Annotated in this window: 17 protein-coding genes; 11 read left to right on the forward strand and 6 right to left on the reverse strand. The window is 62.6% G+C overall.

Annotation, left to right across the window (positions count from 1 at the left end; translation table 11 throughout):
- Positions 1-47 precede the first annotated feature (47 nt).
- Both secB and NKJ11_RS25820 read left to right on the forward strand, forming a co-directional pair.
- Complete coding sequence (gene secB / locus NKJ11_RS25815) at positions 48-545, forward strand: protein-export chaperone SecB (protein ID WP_023813420.1); 498 nt, start codon at positions 48-50, stop codon at positions 543-545.
- Between the two features lie 246 nt (positions 546-791).
- The gene (locus NKJ11_RS25820) at positions 792-1,079 is read left to right on the forward strand and encodes a GIY-YIG nuclease family protein (protein WP_023813419.1); all 288 of its coding nucleotides are present in this window, start codon (positions 792-794) and stop codon (positions 1,077-1,079) included.
- Positions 1,080-1,243: 164 nt separating this feature from the next.
- Here NKJ11_RS25820 and dnaQ read toward each other — a convergent pair whose 3' ends face one another.
- The 5 genes from dnaQ to NKJ11_RS25845 all read right to left on the reverse strand — a co-directional run bounded on the left by dnaQ (position 1,244) and on the right by NKJ11_RS25845 (position 5,360).
- Positions 1,244-1,948, reverse strand: coding sequence for a DNA polymerase III subunit epsilon (dnaQ, locus tag NKJ11_RS25825; RefSeq protein WP_023813418.1), 705 nt, complete (start codon positions 1,946-1,948; stop codon positions 1,244-1,246).
- A 298-nt stretch (positions 1,949-2,246) separates the two neighbouring features.
- Positions 2,247-2,846: a dephospho-CoA kinase gene (gene coaE / locus NKJ11_RS25830; protein ID WP_352678005.1), complete on the reverse strand. Its 600-nt coding sequence runs from the start codon at positions 2,844-2,846 to the stop codon at positions 2,247-2,249.
- Positions 2,843-3,685, reverse strand: coding sequence for a shikimate dehydrogenase (locus NKJ11_RS25835; RefSeq protein ID WP_352794594.1), 843 nt, complete (start codon positions 3,683-3,685; stop codon positions 2,843-2,845). The genes coaE and NKJ11_RS25835 overlap by 4 nt, the downstream gene beginning before the upstream one ends.
- Positions 3,678-4,277 carry a Maf-like protein gene (locus NKJ11_RS25840; RefSeq protein WP_352794596.1) on the reverse strand — a complete coding sequence of 200 codons (600 nt, stop codon included), beginning with the start codon at positions 4,275-4,277 and terminating at the stop codon, positions 3,678-3,680. The genes NKJ11_RS25835 and NKJ11_RS25840 overlap by 8 nt, the downstream gene beginning before the upstream one ends.
- A 168-nt stretch (positions 4,278-4,445) precedes the next feature.
- Entirely contained in the window at positions 4,446-5,360 is a 915-nt protein-coding gene (locus NKJ11_RS25845; RefSeq protein ID WP_502905817.1) for a pyruvate, water dikinase regulatory protein, read from the reverse strand.
- 311 nt (positions 5,361-5,671) lie between these two features.
- Between NKJ11_RS25845 and hemE the strand changes: the two genes are divergently transcribed.
- The 4 genes from hemE to yddG all read left to right on the forward strand — a co-directional run bounded on the left by hemE (position 5,672) and on the right by yddG (position 9,820).
- On the forward strand, positions 5,672-6,703 hold the full coding sequence (gene hemE, locus NKJ11_RS25850) for a uroporphyrinogen decarboxylase (protein WP_352628795.1): 1,032 nt from the start codon (positions 5,672-5,674) through the stop codon (positions 6,701-6,703).
- Positions 6,703-7,239 (forward strand): protoporphyrinogen oxidase HemJ, encoded by a 537-nt coding sequence (hemJ, locus tag NKJ11_RS25855; protein WP_352794598.1) that lies wholly within the window; start codon positions 6,703-6,705, stop codon positions 7,237-7,239. The genes hemE and hemJ overlap by 1 nt, the downstream gene beginning before the upstream one ends.
- Before the next feature lie 228 nt (positions 7,240-7,467).
- A complete protein-coding gene (gene rho, locus NKJ11_RS25860; RefSeq protein ID WP_013528732.1) occupies positions 7,468-8,733 on the forward strand; it encodes a transcription termination factor Rho in 1,266 nt (421 codons plus the stop codon).
- Between the two features lie 172 nt (positions 8,734-8,905).
- A complete protein-coding gene (gene yddG / locus NKJ11_RS25865) occupies positions 8,906-9,820 on the forward strand; it encodes an aromatic amino acid exporter YddG (protein ID WP_352794600.1) in 915 nt (304 codons plus the stop codon).
- Here yddG and NKJ11_RS25870 read toward each other — a convergent pair whose 3' ends face one another.
- Positions 9,821-11,839, reverse strand: a complete 2,019-nt coding sequence (locus tag NKJ11_RS25870; RefSeq protein ID WP_352794602.1) for a thioredoxin domain-containing protein — start codon at positions 11,837-11,839, stop codon at positions 9,821-9,823.
- Positions 11,840-11,901: 62 nt separating this feature from the next.
- On the opposite strand from NKJ11_RS25870, the gene mnmE reads away from it, so the two are divergent.
- The 5 genes from mnmE to NKJ11_RS25895 all read left to right on the forward strand — a co-directional run bounded on the left by mnmE (position 11,902) and on the right by NKJ11_RS25895 (position 17,983).
- Positions 11,902-13,233, forward strand: coding sequence for a tRNA uridine-5-carboxymethylaminomethyl(34) synthesis GTPase MnmE (gene mnmE, locus NKJ11_RS25875; RefSeq protein ID WP_352794603.1), 1,332 nt, complete (start codon positions 11,902-11,904; stop codon positions 13,231-13,233).
- Between the two features lie 424 nt (positions 13,234-13,657).
- Positions 13,658-15,538: a tRNA uridine-5-carboxymethylaminomethyl(34) synthesis enzyme MnmG gene (mnmG, locus tag NKJ11_RS25880; RefSeq protein WP_352794604.1), complete on the forward strand. Its 1,881-nt coding sequence runs from the start codon at positions 13,658-13,660 to the stop codon at positions 15,536-15,538.
- Positions 15,535-16,167, forward strand: coding sequence for a 16S rRNA (guanine(527)-N(7))-methyltransferase RsmG (gene rsmG, locus NKJ11_RS25885; RefSeq protein WP_352794606.1), 633 nt, complete (start codon positions 15,535-15,537; stop codon positions 16,165-16,167). The genes mnmG and rsmG overlap by 4 nt, the downstream gene beginning before the upstream one ends.
- A gap of 55 nt (positions 16,168-16,222) precedes the next feature.
- On the forward strand, positions 16,223-17,023 hold the full coding sequence (locus tag NKJ11_RS25890; RefSeq protein WP_127415161.1) for a ParA family protein: 801 nt from the start codon (positions 16,223-16,225) through the stop codon (positions 17,021-17,023).
- A 69-nt stretch (positions 17,024-17,092) separates the two neighbouring features.
- Entirely contained in the window at positions 17,093-17,983 is an 891-nt protein-coding gene (locus NKJ11_RS25895; protein ID WP_023813405.1) for a ParB/RepB/Spo0J family partition protein, read from the forward strand.
- Positions 17,984-18,225: the final 242 nt, after the last annotated feature.

Genomic DNA, 18,225 nt, shown 5'->3' on the forward strand with positions numbered 1-18,225 from the left:
GATTTCAATTCGGTCAGCGACGCTGCCCAGGCAAGAGGACAAGGCTTATGGCCAGCAAGGATGACGCGCCGGTCGGCGCAGCCAACGGAAACGGCAATGCGGCGCAGCCGTCGCTCAACGTTCTGGCGCAATATGTGAAGGACCTGTCGTTCGAAAGCCCCGGCGCGCCGAATTCGCTGCGCGGCCGCGACAAGGCGCCGGGCATCGCCATCAACGTCAACGTCAACGCCAACCCGCTCTCCGACAAGCAGTTCGACGTCAATCTGACGCTGAACGCCAAGGCGTCCTTCGACCAGGAAGTGCTGTTCAATGTCGAGCTGGTCTATGGCGGCGTGTTCGCCATCGCAGGCTTTCCGCAGGAGCACATGCTGCCGATCCTGTTCATCGAATGCCCGCGCCTTTTGTTCCCGTTCGCCCGGCAGATCATCGCCGAGGCAACCCGCAATGGCGGCTTCCCGCCGCTGATGCTCGACCCGATCGACTTCGCCCAGATGTTCCAGCAGAAGCTGGCCGAGGACGAGGCGTCCAAGGTCAAGGTGAGCTGAGGCCTGCTGTCATCGTTGTTGTTTCTGAGAACCCGGCCTTGTGCCGGGTTTTCTGTTTGGAACGCTGGCGGGGCAGCGCCCCTTCGAGGTTGGCTGAAGGCCCCTCGCGTCTTCGTCATCCTAGGGCGGAGCAAGGAGCGTAGCGACGCAACGCAGACCCTAGAATCCATGCCGTGACATTCGCCTTAGAATGCAACGGATCAGAATGGCGCTTGTCCCCGCGCCTGTGCTCGCTACGCTAAAACCATGACCGGTTATGTCTACATGACTGCGAGCCAGAAAGGTGGCACCCTCTATATCGGTGTCACCAACGACCTCGGTCGCCGCATGCCGGAGCACAAGTCGGGCCAAGGCTCTAATTTCACCAGCCGCTACGGTGTTCAGCGGTTGGTCTGGTACGAGGAGTTTTTCGACATCACCGATGCGATCCAACGTGAGAAGTCCCTGAAGCGCTGGCCGCGCCAATGGAAGATCGAATTGATCGAAAAGGCCAATCCAGAGTGGTTCGAGCTGTTTCGCGGGACGGGGTGGTAACGCTCGGTTTCTTGCACCGCCGGAACATATCATCACCGTCACGGCATGGATCCTAGGGTCTGCGCCGCGTCATTCGCTCCTTGCTTCGCCCTAGGATGACGAAGTTATCGGGTCCGCTGCCAATCTTGAGGGTCGGCCCTTCCAGCCTTGCCGCCATCGCTTCTCTAACTGCCAGCAGCAACCTTCAGCCACAACGCCTTCTCACCCAACGTCCCGACCATGCCGGCGTGCGCGGCGCGTTCGGCTTCGGTGAGGCGGGGCCGCAGGGGTGCCGGGCGCTGGCTGATGATGATCTCGATCTGGCGGACATTTTCGCCTTGCGCCGGCGCGGTGGCGCTGTCGAGGATAAGGGCCGCCTGCTTGCCGCCGATCAGCTCGATATAGACCTCGGCCAGCAATTCGGAATCGAGCAGGGCGCCGTGCTTGGTGCGCCTGGTGTTGTCGATGCCGTAACGCCGGCAGAGCGCATCGAGCGAATTGGGGCCCATCGGGTGCTTGCGGCGCGCCAGCGCCAGCGTGTCGACGACGAGGCCGTTGTCGATGACGGGGTGGCCCAGCCGGCCGAATTCAACGTTCAGGAAGCCGATGTCGAAGGTTGCGTTGTGGGCGACCAGCTTGGCGCCGTCGGTGAAGTCCAGCCATTCCTGCACAATCTCGGCAAAGGTCGGCTTGCCCGCGAGGTCCGCCGCGCTGATGCCGTGCACCGCCTGTGCCTCGGCATGGATCGCGCGCCCTTGCGGGTTGATGTAGTGGTGGAAGGTCTTTCCGGTCGGGAAGCGGTTGACCAGCTCGACGCCGCCCAGCTCGATCACGCGGTCGTCGCGCGAATCGAGGCCGGTGGTTTCCGTGTCGAAGATGATCTCACGCATCGAATCAGTCGCTCCAAAGGAGCAGAATCATGAGACCGGAACAAAATGGCAATGGGAAACGAGCTGATCAGGGCAATCACTACAGGTTTGCGCTGCCCCTCATCGCACTGCCGGGCACTTCTCCCCCTATAGTGACGGGGAGAAGGACGCCTTCGCAAAGGATTTCGCCAATCTCCTGCGTTTGCAAGAGAGTAGCCGAGGTCGCGGCCAGCTCCTTCTCCACGTCACTACACGGGGAGAAGATGATGCCGGCAGGCAGATGAGGGGCGGCGCTGACGTTAACAGACGGCAGCCAGTGTCAATGGCCCGGCTCGCCGACCCCGATCAGTTCCGCAATGATCGCATTTACCTGAGTCCGCGCGGCGTCCAGCCCCTGGCCGGTGTCGACCACGAAATCGGCCTGACGACGCTTTTCCGTATCCGGCACCTGCTTGGCCAGGATCGACGCCAGTTTTTCCTCGGTCATGCCTGGCCGCGCCAGCACACGCTCGCGCTGGGTCTCGGCCGATGCGGTGACGACGACGACCTTGTCGACGCGGTTGCGGCCGCCGGTTTCGAACAGCAGGGGAATATCGAGGACGGCGATCGGCGCGCCTGATCTACGATGCCTGGCCAGAAAGGCATCGGCATCAGCGCGAACCAGCGGATGGATGATCGCCTCGAGCCGCTTCAGCGCGGCGGCGTCGCCGAGCACACGCGCGCCAAGCTTTGTCCGGTCGACCGCCCCGGCAGATGTGGTGCCGGGAAAGGCGGCCTCGACCAGGGGGGCTGCCTTGCCGGCATAGAGGCGATGCACCGTCTCGTCGGAATCATGGACCGGCACGCCGGCGTCAGTGAACATCTTTGCCGTCGTCGACTTGCCCATGCCGATCGAGCCGGTGAGGCCGAGCACGATCATGGCTTCGGCACCAGATCGGCGACGATCAGCGCCCGGAGTTCGGCCGTCACCCGCGGCCTGATGCCGAACCAGCGCTCGAAGCCGGGCACGGCCTGATGCAGCAGCATGCCGAGACCGTCGACCGTCTTCAGGCCCCTGGCGCGCGCCGCCGCAAGCAGGGGCGTCTCCAGCGGTACATAGACGATGTCGGTGACGATGGCGTGGTCCGGCAGCCGGGCGGGATCGGCCGACAGGCCTTCATTGCCATGCATGCCGAGCGCAGTGGTGTTGACCAGCAGGCCGGCATCGCCGAGCAGTTCATCCGTAGCCGCCATGCCATGCGCCGACACGCCGGCGCCGAAGCGATCGCGCAATTCCTGCACTCGGGCCACAGTGCGGTTGACGATGCGGATGTCGGTCACGCCGCGCTCCTTCAGCGCATGGATGACCGCGCGCGACGCACCGCCGGCGCCAAGCACGACCGCCGGACCCTTGCCCGCCCAGCCCGGCGCATGATCGTCGAGATTGGCGGCAAAGCCGTGCGCGTCGGTGTTGCCGCCCCACAAGACGCCGTCCTCGAACCACAGCGTGTTGACGGCGCCGATCTCTTCAGCGGCCTGGTCGCGGCGCTCGGACAGCGCGAAGGCCGCCTCCTTGTGCGGGATGGTGACGTTGCCGCCGCGATAATTGTTTGCCGGCAGCGTCTTCACGAACTCGGCAAAGTCTTGCGGCGCGACATCGATGGCCTGGTAGCTGCCGTCGATGCCATGTTTGGCCAGCCAGTAGCCATGGATCTTCGGCGAGCGCGAATGCTTGACCGGATGGCCGGTGACGAAGGCCTTCTTTGACACCTCAGCCATCGATCGCTCCCAGCGTGCGCAGTTCGGCCAGCAGCGGCAACAGCGGCAAGCCGACAATCGTGAAATGGTCGCCTTCGATTTTCTCGAACAATTGAATGCCTTCGCCTTCTACCTGGTAGGCGCCGACGCTGGGCAGCGCCTTGGCGCCGACGCGGGCGAGATGGCGGCCGATGAAGGCTGGGTCGAGCTTGCGCATGGTCATCGAGGCGATGCCGACATGCCGCCACAAGACCTTGCCGTCGCGGACCAGAACAGCGGCGCTGTTGAGCTGATGGGTCTTGCCCGACAGCGCCAAGAGATGACGGCGTGCGCCTTCCATGTCGGCCGGCTTGTGGAACACCTCGTCGCCAAGGGACAGGGTCTGATCGCAGCCCAGCACCAGAACGCCCGGCCTGCGCTCGCTGACGTCGGTGGCCTTGGCCTCGGCCAGCACCAGGGCGACGTCCTCGGGCGAGACGCCGCTATCCTGCAAAGGCCCCTCGAGCGCGCGCTCGTCGACATCGGCCGGAACCGCCTCGACATCGACGCCGGCATTGACCAGCATCGCCTTGCGGAACGGGCTGCCTGAAGCGAGGATGATTTTCTCGGTCATGATTTTTCGCCTGGTTTTCTGGCACCGACTAGGGTGTTGAGATTCAGGTCAGGCCGAGTCGAAAATGGTGGCTTCCGAGAACCGGAGCGGAGCGTACTTAAAGTACGTGAGCACCGGAAGCGCAGGAAGCCGCCATTTGCAGGCCGGCATCACCTGAATATCGACGCCCTAGCGCGTCTTCCCCCGCAGGGCAACGATGGCCGCCGCCGTTTCCTCTATCGAGCGGCGGCTGACGTCGATCATCGGCCAGCCGTGGCGCGTGCAGATCTTGCGGGCATAGGCAAGCTCTTCGCTGATCGCCGCGCGGTCGATATAGTCCGATGCCTCATACGAGCTGCTGTTGCCGAGGATGCGGTTTTGCCGGACGTGCGAGATGCGCTCGGCGGTGGCGATCAGCCCGACGATCAGCGGCTTGCTGGCGGCAACCAGGCTTTCCGGCACCGGCACGCCGAGGACGATCGGGATGTTGGCGGTCTTGATGCCGCGGTTGGCGAGATAGATGCTGGTCGGCGTCTTCGACGTGCGAGAAATGCCGATCAGCACCACATCGGCATCGTCCATGTTGAGCGGCAACTGGCCGTCATCATGGTCCATGGTGAAATTGAGCGCATCGATGCGGCGGAAATATTCGGCGTCGAGAACATGCTGGGCGCCGACGCGGCGGCCGGCCGGGGTGCCGAGATAGGACTGGAACACGGTCAGCACCGGCTCCAGCACCGATACACAGGGCAGGCCCATGGCCGCGCAGCGCTCGTCGATGCCGCGCGCCAGCTTCTGGTCGACGACCGTATAGAGGATGATGCCCGGCTCCTCCTCGATGTCCTCGAACACCTTTGCCACCTGCTTTTCGGTGCGGATCAGCGGATAGATATGCTCGATGGCGCGCGCGTCCTTGTACTGCGCCGAGGCCGCCCGGCCGGCGGCGAGCAGCGTTTCGCCGGTCGCGTCGGAAATCAGGTGCAGGTGGAAGAAGCTCTGGGGTTTGTTCACAGGGGTCACCTGGGGCTGTGGGCTTCTATGGATAAAGCGGGATGAAAAGACGGGCCTGTCGGAGGCGACTGTATCAGATGGCAGTTTGTCCACAATTCGATGCGCTGTCAGCTTCGTCGGGCGACTGGGGACAAGTTTGGGGACGGCGTTTTTCGACTACGGTCCGTCCACAGGACCTGCCTTTCATCGCTGTGCCTAACACTTTGACTCGATTGATCGATTCGGAGCTATCCCCAGAACCCTACATCTGGGAAAAAGAAGCACGCGACAATATGTTGGCTGGTGTTTTCCGGGGCAAAGCGGGACAGGTGACAACCACCAGAACCAACAGACTCTTAGAATCAGAAGAATCTTAGATATAAGAATCTTTGATTATAGAAGAGGCTGGGAGAAGCGAGCGCCCGATGCCCCAGAACCGGATCATGCTGGATGTCCTGAAGGGCAAGGCCCATTTTCCGCCTCCGCTCTGGATGATGCGTCAGGCCGGGCGCTATCTGCCGGAGTATCGGGAGACACGCAGGCGAGCAGGCTCGTTCCTGGACCTCTGCTACGATCCTGACCTTGCGGTCGAAGTGACCTTGCAGCCGATCGAGCGTTTTGGTTTCGATGCCTCGATCCTGTTTTCCGATATCCTTGTCGTTCCGCATGCGCTTGGCCGTGACGTGCGCTTCGAAGAGGGCAGAGGGCCGCTGCTGACGCCGATCACCGCGCCGGAGATTTTGGCTCTGGAAGGCAAGGTGTTTCACGTGAATCTCGAACCGGTCTACGAGACGGTTCGCCGGTTGCGGGCCAAACTGCCCGAAGAGACAACCCTGATAGGCTTCTGCGGCGCGCCGTGGACGGTGGCGACCTACATGATCGCCGGCCATGGCACACCCGACCAGGCGCCGGCGCGGCTTTTTGCCTATCGCGAGCCGGTGGCGTTTCAACGACTGCTGAAGGTGCTTGCCGAACATTCGGCCGCCTATCTCATCCGCCAGATCGAGGCGGGTGCGGATGTGGTGCAGATTTTCGATTCCTGGTCCGGCGTGCTGGACGATGAAACTTTCGACCTGTTCTGCGTTCAGCCAATGGCCGAGATCGTTGGCCGGGTGCGGGCGGTTCATCCCGATGTTCCGATCATCGGTTTTCCCAAGGGCGCCGGTTCGCGCTACCGGACCTATCGGCAAAAGACCGGCGTAACGGCGCTGGGGATCGACTGGACGGTGCCCTTGGTCGCGGCGAAGGAATTGCAGCGCTCAGGTGCGGTTCAGGGCAATCTCGATCCCTTGCGGCTCGTGGCCGGCGGCAAGGCGCTGTCGGATGGTGTCGAGGCGATCCTGAAGGCGCTGGGAGACGGGCCGCTGATCTTCAATCTCGGTCACGGCATCACGCCGGAGACGCCGATCGCTCATGTCGAGGCGATGGTGAAACAGGTGCGGAGCGCGACACGCTGATGGCTGAGATGAAAAACACGAACAGCACCGGCCGGGCGATGATGCGCATGACGATCGGTATCGCCGTGCTGGTCGTTTTCACCGCGCTTTTGTATTTCGCCGCACCCGACAGTTTCTATCCCTGGGCCAAGGCGATCCATATCCTCGCCGTCATCTCATGGATGGCGGGCATGCTCTATCTGCCGCGGCTGCTGGTCTATCACGCCGATGCCGAGAAGGGCTCGGTGCAGTCAGAAACCTTCAAGGTGATGGAGCGGCGCCTGCTGCGCGGCATCATCAACCCGGCGATGATCGTCACCTGGGTATTCGGCCTGTGGCTCGCCTGGAAGGGTTTTGGTTTCCAGGGCGGCTGGCTTCACGCCAAGATCGGAGCGGTGCTTTTGCTGTCGGCCATGCATGGCTATCTCTCGGGCGCGGTGCGCAAATTCGCCGAGGACCGCAATGAAAAACCGGCCAGGCACTGGCGGATGGTCAACGAGATCCCCACATTGCTGATGATCGCAATCGTCATCCTGGTGGTCGTCAAGCCGTTCTGATGCATGCCGCTCAAGAACGCCCAGGAGACAACGACAGGCAGTGATGTTTTAAGCCTTCATAGGTCACGCAAAACGCAGCTTGCTCTTTCACCCGACCGACGATAAAAGACGGGTCTTCCTTCCCGTCATGCGCCGCCCCTCGTTGTTTTCGGCCGCGCCCGGCATTTGTCGCATCCCGCCGATATTTTCCCAAAGCCTACCCAGACTCCATCTATTCAAGGTCCGTCTATGCAAGAAATGAAACTCGCCGAGTTCAAGAACAAGAAACCGCCAGAGCTGATCGCTTATGCCGAATCGCTCGAGGTCGAAAACGCCAGCGTCATGCGCAAGCAGGAACTGATGTTTGCGATCCTGAAGAAGCTGGCCGCCCAGGAGATCGAGATCATCGGTGATGGCGTGGTCGAGGTGCTGCAGGACGGTTTCGGCTTCCTGCGCTCCGCCAACGCCAACTATCTGCCAGGTCCCGACGACATCTATATTTCGCCGTCGCAGATCCGGCGCTTTTCGCTGAAGACCGGCGATACGGTCGAAGGGCCGATCCGCAGCCCGAAAGAGGGCGAGCGCTATTTCGCGCTGCTCAAGGTCAACACCATCAATTTCGACGATCCCGAGAAGATCCGTCACAAGATCCACTTCGACAATCTGACGCCGCTCTATCCGACCAAGCGGCTGAAGATGGAAATCGAGAATGTGACCACCAAGGACATCTCGGCCCGCGTGATCGACCTAGTCGCGCCGATCGGCAAGGGACAGCGCGCTTTGATCAACGCGCAGCCGCGTACCGGCAAGACGGTTCTGATGCAGAACATCGCCCACTCGATCACCGCCAACCATCCGGAATGCTATCTGATCGTGCTTCTGATCGACGAGCGGCCGGAAGAAGTGACCGACATGCAGCGCTCAGTGAAGGGCGAGGTGATCTCCTCGACCTTCGACGAGCCGGCGGTGCGCCACGTGCAGGTCGCCGAAATGGTCATCGAGAAGGCCAAGCGCCTGGTCGAACATGGCCGCGATGTCGTCATCCTGCTCGATTCGATCACTCGTCTCGGCCGCGCCTACAACACCGTCGTGCCGTCATCCGGCAAGGTGCTGACCGGCGGTGTCGACGCCAACGCGCTGCAGCGGCCGAAGCGCTTCTTCGGCGCTGCCCGCAACATCGAGGAAGGCGGCTCGCTGACCATCATCGCTACCGCGCTGATCGATACCGGCAGCCGCATGGACGAAGTCATCTTCGAAGAGTTCAAGGGCACCGGCAACTGCGAAATCCAGCTCGACCGCAAAGTGGCCGACAAGCGCATCTATCCGGCCATGGACATCTTGAAGTCCGGCACCCGCAAGGAAGACTTGCTGGTTTCCAAGCAGGATCTGCAGAAGATCTTCGTGCTGCGCCGCATCCTGGCGCCGATGGGAACCACCGACGCGATCGAGTTCCTGATCGACAAGCTCAAGCAGACCAAGACCAATGCGGATTTCTTCGATTCGATGAACACGTAAAGGTCAGGCCGAAATCTTCCGGCTTATGTATTGAAGCCCCATTCCGGAAGACCGGGATGGGGTTTTTCGTTGTCCGGCGGCAGGTCGCTTTCCCGATATCGGGCGGCTGTATGTGGCGGCAGACGATTTCGCGTTCATGCAAAGCTCGTGTCTGCAAACTGGAAGCAGCGACGTGAAGAAGACAATCCCGACCCTGATCGGCTTTTCGGCCATCCTGACCTGGTCTTTCCTGGCGCTGCTTTCGACCGCCGCTGGCCCGATCCCGCCGTTTCAGCTGGCAGCCATGACCTTCCTGCTCGGAGGGCTGGTCGGCGCTGGCAGCTGGATCTTCCGCCCAGGCGCGATCCGGTCGCTGCGGCAGCCATGGCCGGTCTGGGCGATCGGCACGGCGGGACTGTGCATCTACCACTGCGCCTATTTCTTTGCGATCCAGTCGGCGCCGCCGGTCGAGGTCAGCCTGATCGCCTATCTCTGGCCATTGCTGATCGTCGTCTTTGCAGCCTTCCTGCCCGGTGAAAGGCTCCGGGTTCATCACATCGTCGGCGTCGTTCTAGGGCTTGCCGGCGCCATCGTGGTGATCACCAAGGGCGGCAATGTCGGCCTGGCCAATGGGGTGATGAAGGGCCATGTCATCGCGCTCTTCTGCGCCTTCATCTGGGCTGGCTATTCCGTCCTGTCACGCCGCTTCGGCCAGGTGCCGACCGATGTCGTGGCCGGTTATTGCTTCATCACGGCGGCGGTCGCTTTCTCGCTGCACCTGATGCTTGAGACCACGGTCTGGCCGCAGACGCCGACGCAGTGGACGGCTATCGTCATTCTGGGCACGATTCCTCTGGGAGCCGGCTTCTACGCCTGGGATTTTGGCTGCAAGCACGGTGACATCATGATCCTTGGCGCCCTGTCCTACGCCGCACCGCTGTTTTCGGTCATCGTGCTGCTGCTGGCAGGCTTTGGCGTCTTCCACTGGTCGGTGGCGCTCGCCTGCGTGCTGATCACCATTGGCGCGGTGGTTGCTGCCAGGGATTTGCTGTTCAAGCCCCGGCAAGCTGCGACCGAGGCGCTGCCCGATCCCGCGCACGGCGCCTGATCATTCTCGGCGCAAAAGGCGCTCCAGCTCTTCCGGATCCGTCATCGGGGAAAGGCAAACCTGACCAGTGCAGAACCACGCGCTTAAGCGGTTGGTCGGCGGCAGGATTCCGGCGGGCAGCAAGGCTCGATTCGCTCCCGTACCGATCGGCACGAGGATGTCGACGCGGCGTGGATCCGGATTTCGATTCGCAACCGGAACGAGCTTTGGATCGTTGAGCGCATCAACGATGACCAGTTTGAGCGGCTCGATCGCCAGCGCGCAGGCGTTGACGATGCCGGCCTGGCCATAGGCTTGGTTTGCGGCACGGCCGGCGGCATGTTCGGCGACCTCCCAGGCTTTCTCGTGCAGCTCGAGATCGCCGGTGACGGACGCGAGCCGGACCAGTGCTTCGATGATTTGGCCGGTGGCGGACGGAATGGCCTCGTCGACATCGCCGCGGATGCGGATCGGCACGTCGGTGCTGTCCGAGGCAGTCAGGTAATAACCTGCCTTTTCGGTATCGGCGTGCCAATGGTCGAGCTGCTCGACAAACTGGCCGGCCTGGTCGACATAGCTCCAATCCCCAGTGGCCTCGAACAGCGAGATGGCTGCGTTGGTCATGGCGGCATAGTCGCTGGACAAAGCAGGAAACAGTTTTCTGGCGCCGAGCATCGAATGCGGCAAGCGGTCGCCGCGGCTGGCAGAGCAGATATGGGCGAAGGCTTTTGCCGCAGCGTCGATCCAGTGAGGCCGCGCCAGCGACCGACCGGCCTCAGCAAAGGCTGCGATCATCTGGCCGTTCCAGTCGGTGAGGATCTTTGCGTCAAGGCCGGGCCTGACCCGCTCTTCCCGGACTGCAAGGAGTTTCCCCTTGAGCGGGCTGACCTCTTCGCGATCGATCACATATTGCGATTGCTGGGCCCTCGTCTGGTGGACAACCGGCTTGCCTTCCCAACCATGCGGGCTGGAGAGCGTGAAGTGATTGACAAACAAGGCGGAATCGTCGCCAAGTGCGGCCTCGATCTCGTCTTGGCTCCAGGTGTAGAACAGCCCTTCCTCGCCGTCGCTGTCGGCGTCGAGACTGGCGGCAAAGGCGCCGCCGTCGACGCGCATTTCGCGCAGCAGCCAGTCGATCGTCTCTTCGATTCGGACCCGGAACAACTCGTTGCCGCTTGCGGCATAGGCCCAGTTGCAGAAGCGGATCAGCTGGGCATTGTCGTAAAGCATCTTTTCGAAATGCGGCACCAGCCATTCGGCGTCGGTCGAGTAACGGCTGAGCCCGCCGCCGATATGGTCGTAGATGCCGCCGCTGACCATCTGTTCGAGGCTGTTGAGAACGTCGTCGCGATGGCTGGCGTTGCCGTCGCGCAGCCAGGACAGCCACAGCGTTTGCATGAACGGCGCATTGGGGAATTTCGGCGCGCCGCTTAGGCCGCCGAGATCGCGGTCGACCATGCCGTCTATGCCCTTGGCCAATTCCGCCAGCGTGTCGCGGTCGACCACGGTTCTGGCATGCGAGCCGGCGAGCCGCGCCTCGACATGTGTGGCCAGGCCGTCGGCGCTCTGGTTGAGGCTCGCCCGCTTCTCGCGCCAGGCCTTGTCCACCGCCTCCATCACCTGGATGAAACCGGGGCGGCCATAGCGTGGCTCGCGCGGAAAATAGGTGCCGCCCCAGAACGGCTTGCCGTCCGGCGTCAGGAACATGGTCAGCGGCCAGCCGCCTTGCTCGCCCATGGCGGAGAGTGCAGCCATATAGATCTGGTCGATGTCGGGACGCTCCTCGCGGTCGACCTTGATATTGACGAACAGACGGTTCATGACGGCGGCGACACCATCGTTCTCGAAGCTTTCATGCGCCATGACGTGGCACCAGTGGCAGGCGGCATAGCCGACCGAGAGCAGGATCGGCCTGTCCAGCGCCTTCGCCTCCTCGAGCGAAGCCGGCGACCAGGCGCGCCAGTGCACGGGATTGCCGCTGTGCTGCTGCAGATAGGGGCTTGCTTCTTCAGCGAGCAGGTTTTGCGCGGGCAACGTCACGATGGGCAAACTCGGATGGGTCGGATAGGCGTAAAGCTAGGGCGGTTCGGTAGAGCGGGCAAATGGTTTCAGGCGGTTCCATCGTAGCGCTGTCGAGCGGCCGGCTCCCGGCCGGCGTCGCCGTCATCCGTATTTCCGGCCCACAGACTCGATTCGTAGTCGAAACGATTGCCGGCGGCATGGTTAAGGACCGCTCGGCGGTTCTGCGCAGATTCAGGGCACCCGACGGAACCGTGCTCGACACCGGCCTGGTCGTTTTCTTTCCCGGTCCGGCCAGTTTCACCGGCGAGGACGTCGCGGAATTCCACGTCCATGGCGGTCGTGCCGTGGTGGCAAAAATGATGGAGACGATCGCAGGCCTTGACGGCGTTAGACACGCGGAACCAGGTGAATTCACGCGCCGCGCCTTTCTCAACGGCAAGGTCGACCTTGTCGAGACCGAGGCACTGGCGGATCTCGTCAACGCCGAGACCGAGGCGCAGCGGCGTTTTGCCGTTCAAAATGCCGAAGGCGTTCAGAGCGACCTCTATCTCGGCTGGCGTCGCAGGCTAATCCATGCCCGCGCCATGATCGAGGCGGAAATCGATTTCGCCGATGAGGACGATGTCCCCGGTTCCGTTTCGGATACGGTCTGGTCCGATGTCAGGACGATGATCGGCGAGATCGATCGCCACATCGCCGGGTTTCGCGCCGCCGAGATCATTCGCGACGGCTTCGAGGTCGTGATCCTTGGCGCGCCCAACGCCGGTAAGTCGAGTCTGTTCAATGCCCTGGCTCGGCGGGATGCCGCTATAGTAACGGATGAACCCGGCACGACGCGGGATCTGCTTGAAGTGACACTTGATCTCCAGGGGCTGCGGGTCCGGCTTACCGATACGGCCGGGCTACGCGATGCGCCGGGCAAGGTCGAGGCGATCGGCATCGAGAAGGCGAGGGCCAAGGCGCATGGCGCCGATCTCTTGCTGTTGCTCAGGGATGTCGCCGATCCCAGGGAGATCGGTTCGCTACCGACCGAAGCGCCGATCTTGCGTGTCGGCACCAAGCTCGATCTGCTGGAGGACCGCGCGGCGAGCGGCGCGACGGAAGACTACGACCTTGTCATTTCGGTAAAAAACGGGACGGGCGTGGAGAGACTGCTGGCGGAAATCGGCCGGCGAGCTGCGGAAGCAGCCGGCAGCGTCGGTGATGTCTTGCCATCGCGCCTGCGCCACGTCGAATTGCTTGGCGCAGCGAATGGGCACCTGCTTCGCGCGACCGACGGCCAGACTGTCGGGCAGGAATTGCGCGCCGAAGAGTTGCGGCTTTCCGCGGATCGCCTGGGCCGGATCGTCGGCGCCATCGATGTCGAGGACATGCTGGACGTCATCTTTTCGCAGTTCTGCATAGGGAAATGACTCACGTGAAACAGTGGTCCTCGAACAGGAGTTGCTTTCTGGCGTAGAGGCTTGATGGCGCTTGCGGATTGCATGCGTTGGCAACTGGCGGAAACGCTTAACGTCTCGTCATCCTCGGGTCTTCGCCGCGTCACTTCGCTCCTTGCTCCGCCCGTGGATGACGAGGGCGTGGCGGCCTCGGCGGTCACGAATGTCTAGATGGTGGCCACAGCAATGATGAAACTCGGCTGCCGTCCTCGAATCCACTGAACCCGCGCAGCATCATTCGCGCGAGTCACGCGAAACATCTGCCCGATGACTCACGTGAAACACGCGTGAGGGCACGTCCAAGGCTGTTTCACGTGAAACTCCCTGCGGAGTTTTCTTGACAGCACCGCCCTACGGGGACATGTGTCCCTCATTCATTGAGTCTGGGAAGTTTGTGATGACCAATCACTATGATGTGGTTGTGGTGGGCGGCGGCCACGCGGGTTGCGAGGCGGCCAGTGCTGCCGCACGCGCCGGTGCCAGAACCGCTTTGGTGACGCTGCGCTTTGACACGATCGGGGTCATGTCGTGCAATCCGGCGATCGGCGGGCTCGGCAAGGGCCACCTGGTGCGCGAGATCGATGCCATGGATGGCCTGATGGGGCGCGTGGCGGATGCGGCTGGCATCCAGTTCCGCCTGCTCAACCGCCGCAAGGGTCCCGCCGTGCGCGGGCCGCGCACGCAGGCCGACCGAAAGCTCTATCGCCTCGCCATGCAGGAAGCGATTCGGCAGCAGAACGATCTCGACGTGGTCGAAGGCGAGGTTCTGGACTTCGAAATCGCCGATGGGCGGATCACGGCCGTTCTCCTGGCCGATGGAAGGCGGCTTGCCTGTGGCGCTGTCGTCCTGACGACCGGGACTTTTCTGCGCGGGCTTATCTATATCGGCGAGAGGAAGATTATTGCCGGCCGCATGAACGAGCAGGCCAGTCTTGGTCTGTCGGCAACGATGGACCGCGCCGGCTTCAAGCTCGGTCGGCTGAAGACCGGCACGCCGCCACGGCTCGACGGCCGGACCATCGACTGGGCGTCGCTGGAAAGCCAGGCGGCGGATGAGAATCCTGTGCCGTTCTCGCTGATGACCGACCGCATCACCACGCCGCAGATCGAGTGCGGCATCACCCGCACGACGACGGCCACGCATGAGTTGATCCGCGTCAATCTTGGCCGGTCGGCCATGTATTCCGGCTCGATTGCGGGCGTTGGGCCGCGTTATTGCCCGTCGATCGAGGACAAGATCGTCAAGTTCGGCGATAGGGACGGGCACCAGATCTTTCTGGAGCCGGAAGGGCTGGACGACGATACCATTTATCCCAATGGTATTTCGACCTCGCTGCCCGAAGACGTACAGCTCGATATATTGAAAACCATTCCGGGGCTGGAGCGCGCAACCATGCTGCAGCCCGGCTATGCCATCGAGTATGATCACGTCGATCCGCGCGAACTGCATCAGACGCTGGAGACGAAGCGCATCAGGGGTCTTTTCCTCGCCGGGCAGATCAACGGCACGACCGGCTATGAGGAAGCAGCCGGGCAAGGCTTGCTCGCAGGCCTCAATGCGGCGCGGCGGGCGGCGGGGAGCGAGCAGATCGTGCTCAGCCGCACCGAAGCCTATATTGGGGTGATGGTCGACGACCTGACCAGCCGCGGCATCAGCGAACCCTACCGGATGTTCACCTCTCGGGCCGAATTCCGGCTGTCGCTGCGTGCCGACAATGCGGATGAACGACTGACGCCTCTGGCTGCAAAGCTGGGCATCGCTTCGGCACAGCGCATGCAACGCTACGGGCAGGTCATGCAAAGCCTGGATGAGGCGCGGGACTTGGCGAAGTCGCTCGCCCTGACGCCGAACGAGGCGGCGCGACACGGGCTGGACATCAACCGGGATGGCGTGCGCCGGTCCGGCTATGAATTGCTGTCCTATCCTGACGTCGATGTCGCCTGGCTGGTCGGCGTCGATCCGCGCTTTGCGGCGATCGACGGCAAGACGGCGGAGCGCCTCGAGACGGAAGCGAAGTATTCTGTCTATCTCGACCGCCAGAAGACTGACGTGGCGCAAATCCGGCATGAGGAGAGCCGGCTTATCCCCGAGACGGTCGATTTCGCCGGAGTGCCGGGTCTGTCGAACGAGCTGAAGCAGAAGATGCAGGCGCGGCGGCCGCGCTCCATCGCTGATGCCCAGCGCATGGAAGGCATGACGCCGGCGGCGCTGGCGATCATCGTCGCGCATGTCCGTCACGCGGAAAGCACCCAGCGCCCACAAAAGGAAGTTGCGTGAGTTCTATTTCCCTAGAGAGCCTGCAGGACGCGGCAGGCCCGGTTTCACGTGAAACATTCGATCGGCTGGTGGCCTTCGAGCAGATGTTCCAGAAATGGAATCGCAGCATCAATCTCGTGGCGCAATCCACGTCGGGCGATGTCTGGCAGCGCCATATATTGGACAGCGCGCAGTTGGCGCGAATCGAGCCTCGGGCGACGCGCTGGGTCGATCTCGGTTCGGGCGGCGGATTTCCCGGCCTTGTCATGGCTTTCCTGCTTGCCGAGCGCGACGGCGCCAGCATCGACCTGGTTGAAAGCAATCGCAAAAAGGCGTCCTTCCTGCAGACCGTCGTCGGGCAGTTCAGGCTGCCGGCGCGAGTCGTGGCGCGCCGCATCGATGACAGCCATGCGCTTGTTTCGACACCGCAAGTTGTCACGGCGCGGGCTTTGGCCTCGCTTTCGACCTTGCTGGACCTGTCGGCGCCATGGCTGACGTCAGGCGCGCGCGGCCTGTTCCACAAAGGCCGGGATTACCGCGCCGAAGTGGAAGAAAGCGTTCACCGATGGTCCTTCGATCTGGTAGAACATCCAAGTGTGACCGACCCGCATGGGGTCATCCTTGAACTGTCCAACCTGCGACCTGTCTGATCCGCGACGTGTCAGACGCTTTGGCGATCCCAAAATGAACTTCTGGCATAGACCCATGATGAAGAATGGCCCCCGAATCATCACCGTAGCCAACCAGAAGGGCGGTGTCGGCAAGACAACGACCGCCATCAATCTGGCGACCGCGCTGGCCGCGATCGGCGAAAAGGTGCTGATCGTCGATCTCGATCCGCAGGGCAATGCCAGCACCGGTCTCGGCATCGACCGCAAGGACCGCACGGTGTCCTCCTATGACGTGCTGACCGGCGAACTGGAACTGGAGGCCGCGGCCATCCCCACGGCGGTGCCCGGCCTGTCGATCGTGCCGTCGACGCTTGATCTGCTCGGCATTGAAATGGAGATCGCCTCGGCGCCCGACCGCGTGCTCAAGCTGCGAAATGCGCTGCGCGCCGCGACCGCCCGCGGCGCGCCGTTCGGCTATGTGCTGATCGACTGCCCACCATCGCTCAACCTTTTGACTTTGAATTCAATGGCCGCGGCCGATTCTGTTCTTGTGCCGCTGCAATGCGAGTTTTTCGCGCTCGAAGGTCTCAGCCAGTTGCTGGAGACTGTCGAGCAGGTGCGCCGCTCGATCAATCCGGATCTCACCATCCAGGGCATCGTGCTGACCATGTATGACGGCCGCAACAATCTCGCCAACCAGGTGGTGCAGGATGTGCGGGCGCATATGGGCGACAAGGTCTACGAGACCGTCATTCCGCGCAATGTGCGGGTGTCCGAGGCGCCGTCCTACGGCAAGCCGGCGATCCTCTATGATTTGAAGTGCTCCGGCAGCCAGGCCTATCTGCAACTGGCGTCGGAAGTGATCCGCCGCGAGCGCAAGTTGCGCGCCGCTTGATTAGGCCGGATGCATAGCTAAGACCCGATTCGATACCGAAACGATTTGGAATAGCCAACTGGAATAAAGATGAGCGAAGACCTTTCAAGAAAGAGACTGGGGCGTGGACTGGCTGCGCTGATCGGAGAGATCGATCGTCCGGCAGTCCCCGAAAAGCCTGGCATGAGCGCCGACGGCAAGGTGCCGATCGAGTTCCTGACCCCCAACCCGAAAAATCCGCGCCGGCATTTCGGCGATGCCGAGCTGACCGACCTTGCCCAGTCGATCCGCGAACACGGCGTCGTCCAGCCGGTGGTGGCGCGGCCTTCGCCGACGCAGGCCGGCCGCTACGAGATCATTGCCGGCGAACGGCGCTGGCGCGCGGCGCAGCGCGCCGGGCTGTCCGAGATTCCGGTCATCATCCGCGAGGTCAACGACCGCACCGCGCTCGAACTGGCGATCATCGAGAACGTCCAGCGCACCGATCTCAATGCGGTCGAGGAGGCGCTTGGTTATCAGCAGCTGATCGACGAGCACGGCTACACCCAGGCCGATCTCGGCCAGGTGATCGGCAAGAGCCGCAGCCATGTCGCCAACACGCTCAGGCTCTTGAAGCTGCCCGACGTGATCCGCGACATGCTGGTCGACGGCGCGCTGTCGGCGGGTCATGCCCGCACGCTGGTGACGGCGGAAGATCCGGCCGGCCTTGCCAAGCGCATCGTCGAAGAGGGCCTTTCGGTGCGCCAGGCCGAAGCGCTGGCGCAGATGCCGGCCGGCACCAGCAGCGCCAGGGAAGCCAAGCCGGCGCCAAGTCCTGACGAAAAGGACGCCGACACGCTGGCGCTGGAAAAACTGTTGACCGACACGATCGGCATGATCGTGTCGGTGGATCACAAGGGCAGAGGCGGCGTGCTGCGGGTTTCGTACCGGTCGCTGGAACAGCTTGATGAGCTGTGCCGCAGGCTGAAGCAGGATCGGTAATTAGCCGGCAAATTAACTCCTGGCTTAAGGTCCAGCTGAGCTGGTTGGCACGGGCTTGAGAGCATAAAGGGCTGGCGGTAGTCGGCCCTTCTCTTTGCGGCGCCTGTGTTTGGCGAACGCGGCGAAGCTGCCAATCTCCCCCTCGTGGGCAGGGCTATCGCATATGGATTCTTGCGAAGAAGAACCCCCACCCTAACCCTCCCCACAAGGGGGAGGGAACGCTGCCGCGTGCCTTTAATTCT

It is taken from the genome of Mesorhizobium sp. M0243 (genome assembly GCF_040321775.1).
Taxonomy (GTDB): Bacteria; Pseudomonadota; Alphaproteobacteria; order Rhizobiales; family Rhizobiaceae; genus Mesorhizobium.

Bases quoted from the DNA above. Each gene is read 5' to 3' on its own strand.
- secB (WP_023813420.1), top strand. From the start codon at position 48: ATGGCCAGCAAGGATGACGCGCCGGTCGGCGCAGCCAACGGAAACGGC.
- NKJ11_RS25820 (WP_023813419.1), top strand. From the start codon at position 792: ATGACCGGTTATGTCTACATGACTGCGAGCCAGAAAGGTGGCACCCTC.
- dnaQ (WP_023813418.1), bottom strand. From the start codon at position 1,948: ATGCGTGAGATCATCTTCGACACGGAAACCACCGGCCTCGATTCGCGC.
- coaE (WP_352678005.1), bottom strand. From the start codon at position 2,846: ATGATCGTGCTCGGCCTCACCGGCTCGATCGGCATGGGCAAGTCGACG.
- NKJ11_RS25835 (WP_352794594.1), bottom strand. From the start codon at position 3,685: ATGGCTGAGGTGTCAAAGAAGGCCTTCGTCACCGGCCATCCGGTCAAG.
- NKJ11_RS25840 (WP_352794596.1), bottom strand. From the start codon at position 4,277: ATGACCGAGAAAATCATCCTCGCTTCAGGCAGCCCGTTCCGCAAGGCG.
- hemE (WP_352628795.1), top strand. From the start codon at position 5,672: ATGCCCCAGAACCGGATCATGCTGGATGTCCTGAAGGGCAAGGCCCAT.
- hemJ (WP_352794598.1), top strand. From the start codon at position 6,703: ATGGCTGAGATGAAAAACACGAACAGCACCGGCCGGGCGATGATGCGC.
- rho (WP_013528732.1), top strand. From the start codon at position 7,468: ATGCAAGAAATGAAACTCGCCGAGTTCAAGAACAAGAAACCGCCAGAG.
- mnmE (WP_352794603.1), top strand. From the start codon at position 11,902: ATGGTTTCAGGCGGTTCCATCGTAGCGCTGTCGAGCGGCCGGCTCCCG.
- mnmG (WP_352794604.1), top strand. From the start codon at position 13,658: ATGACCAATCACTATGATGTGGTTGTGGTGGGCGGCGGCCACGCGGGT.
- NKJ11_RS25890 (WP_127415161.1), top strand. From the start codon at position 16,223: ATGATGAAGAATGGCCCCCGAATCATCACCGTAGCCAACCAGAAGGGC.
- NKJ11_RS25895 (WP_023813405.1), top strand. From the start codon at position 17,093: ATGAGCGAAGACCTTTCAAGAAAGAGACTGGGGCGTGGACTGGCTGCG.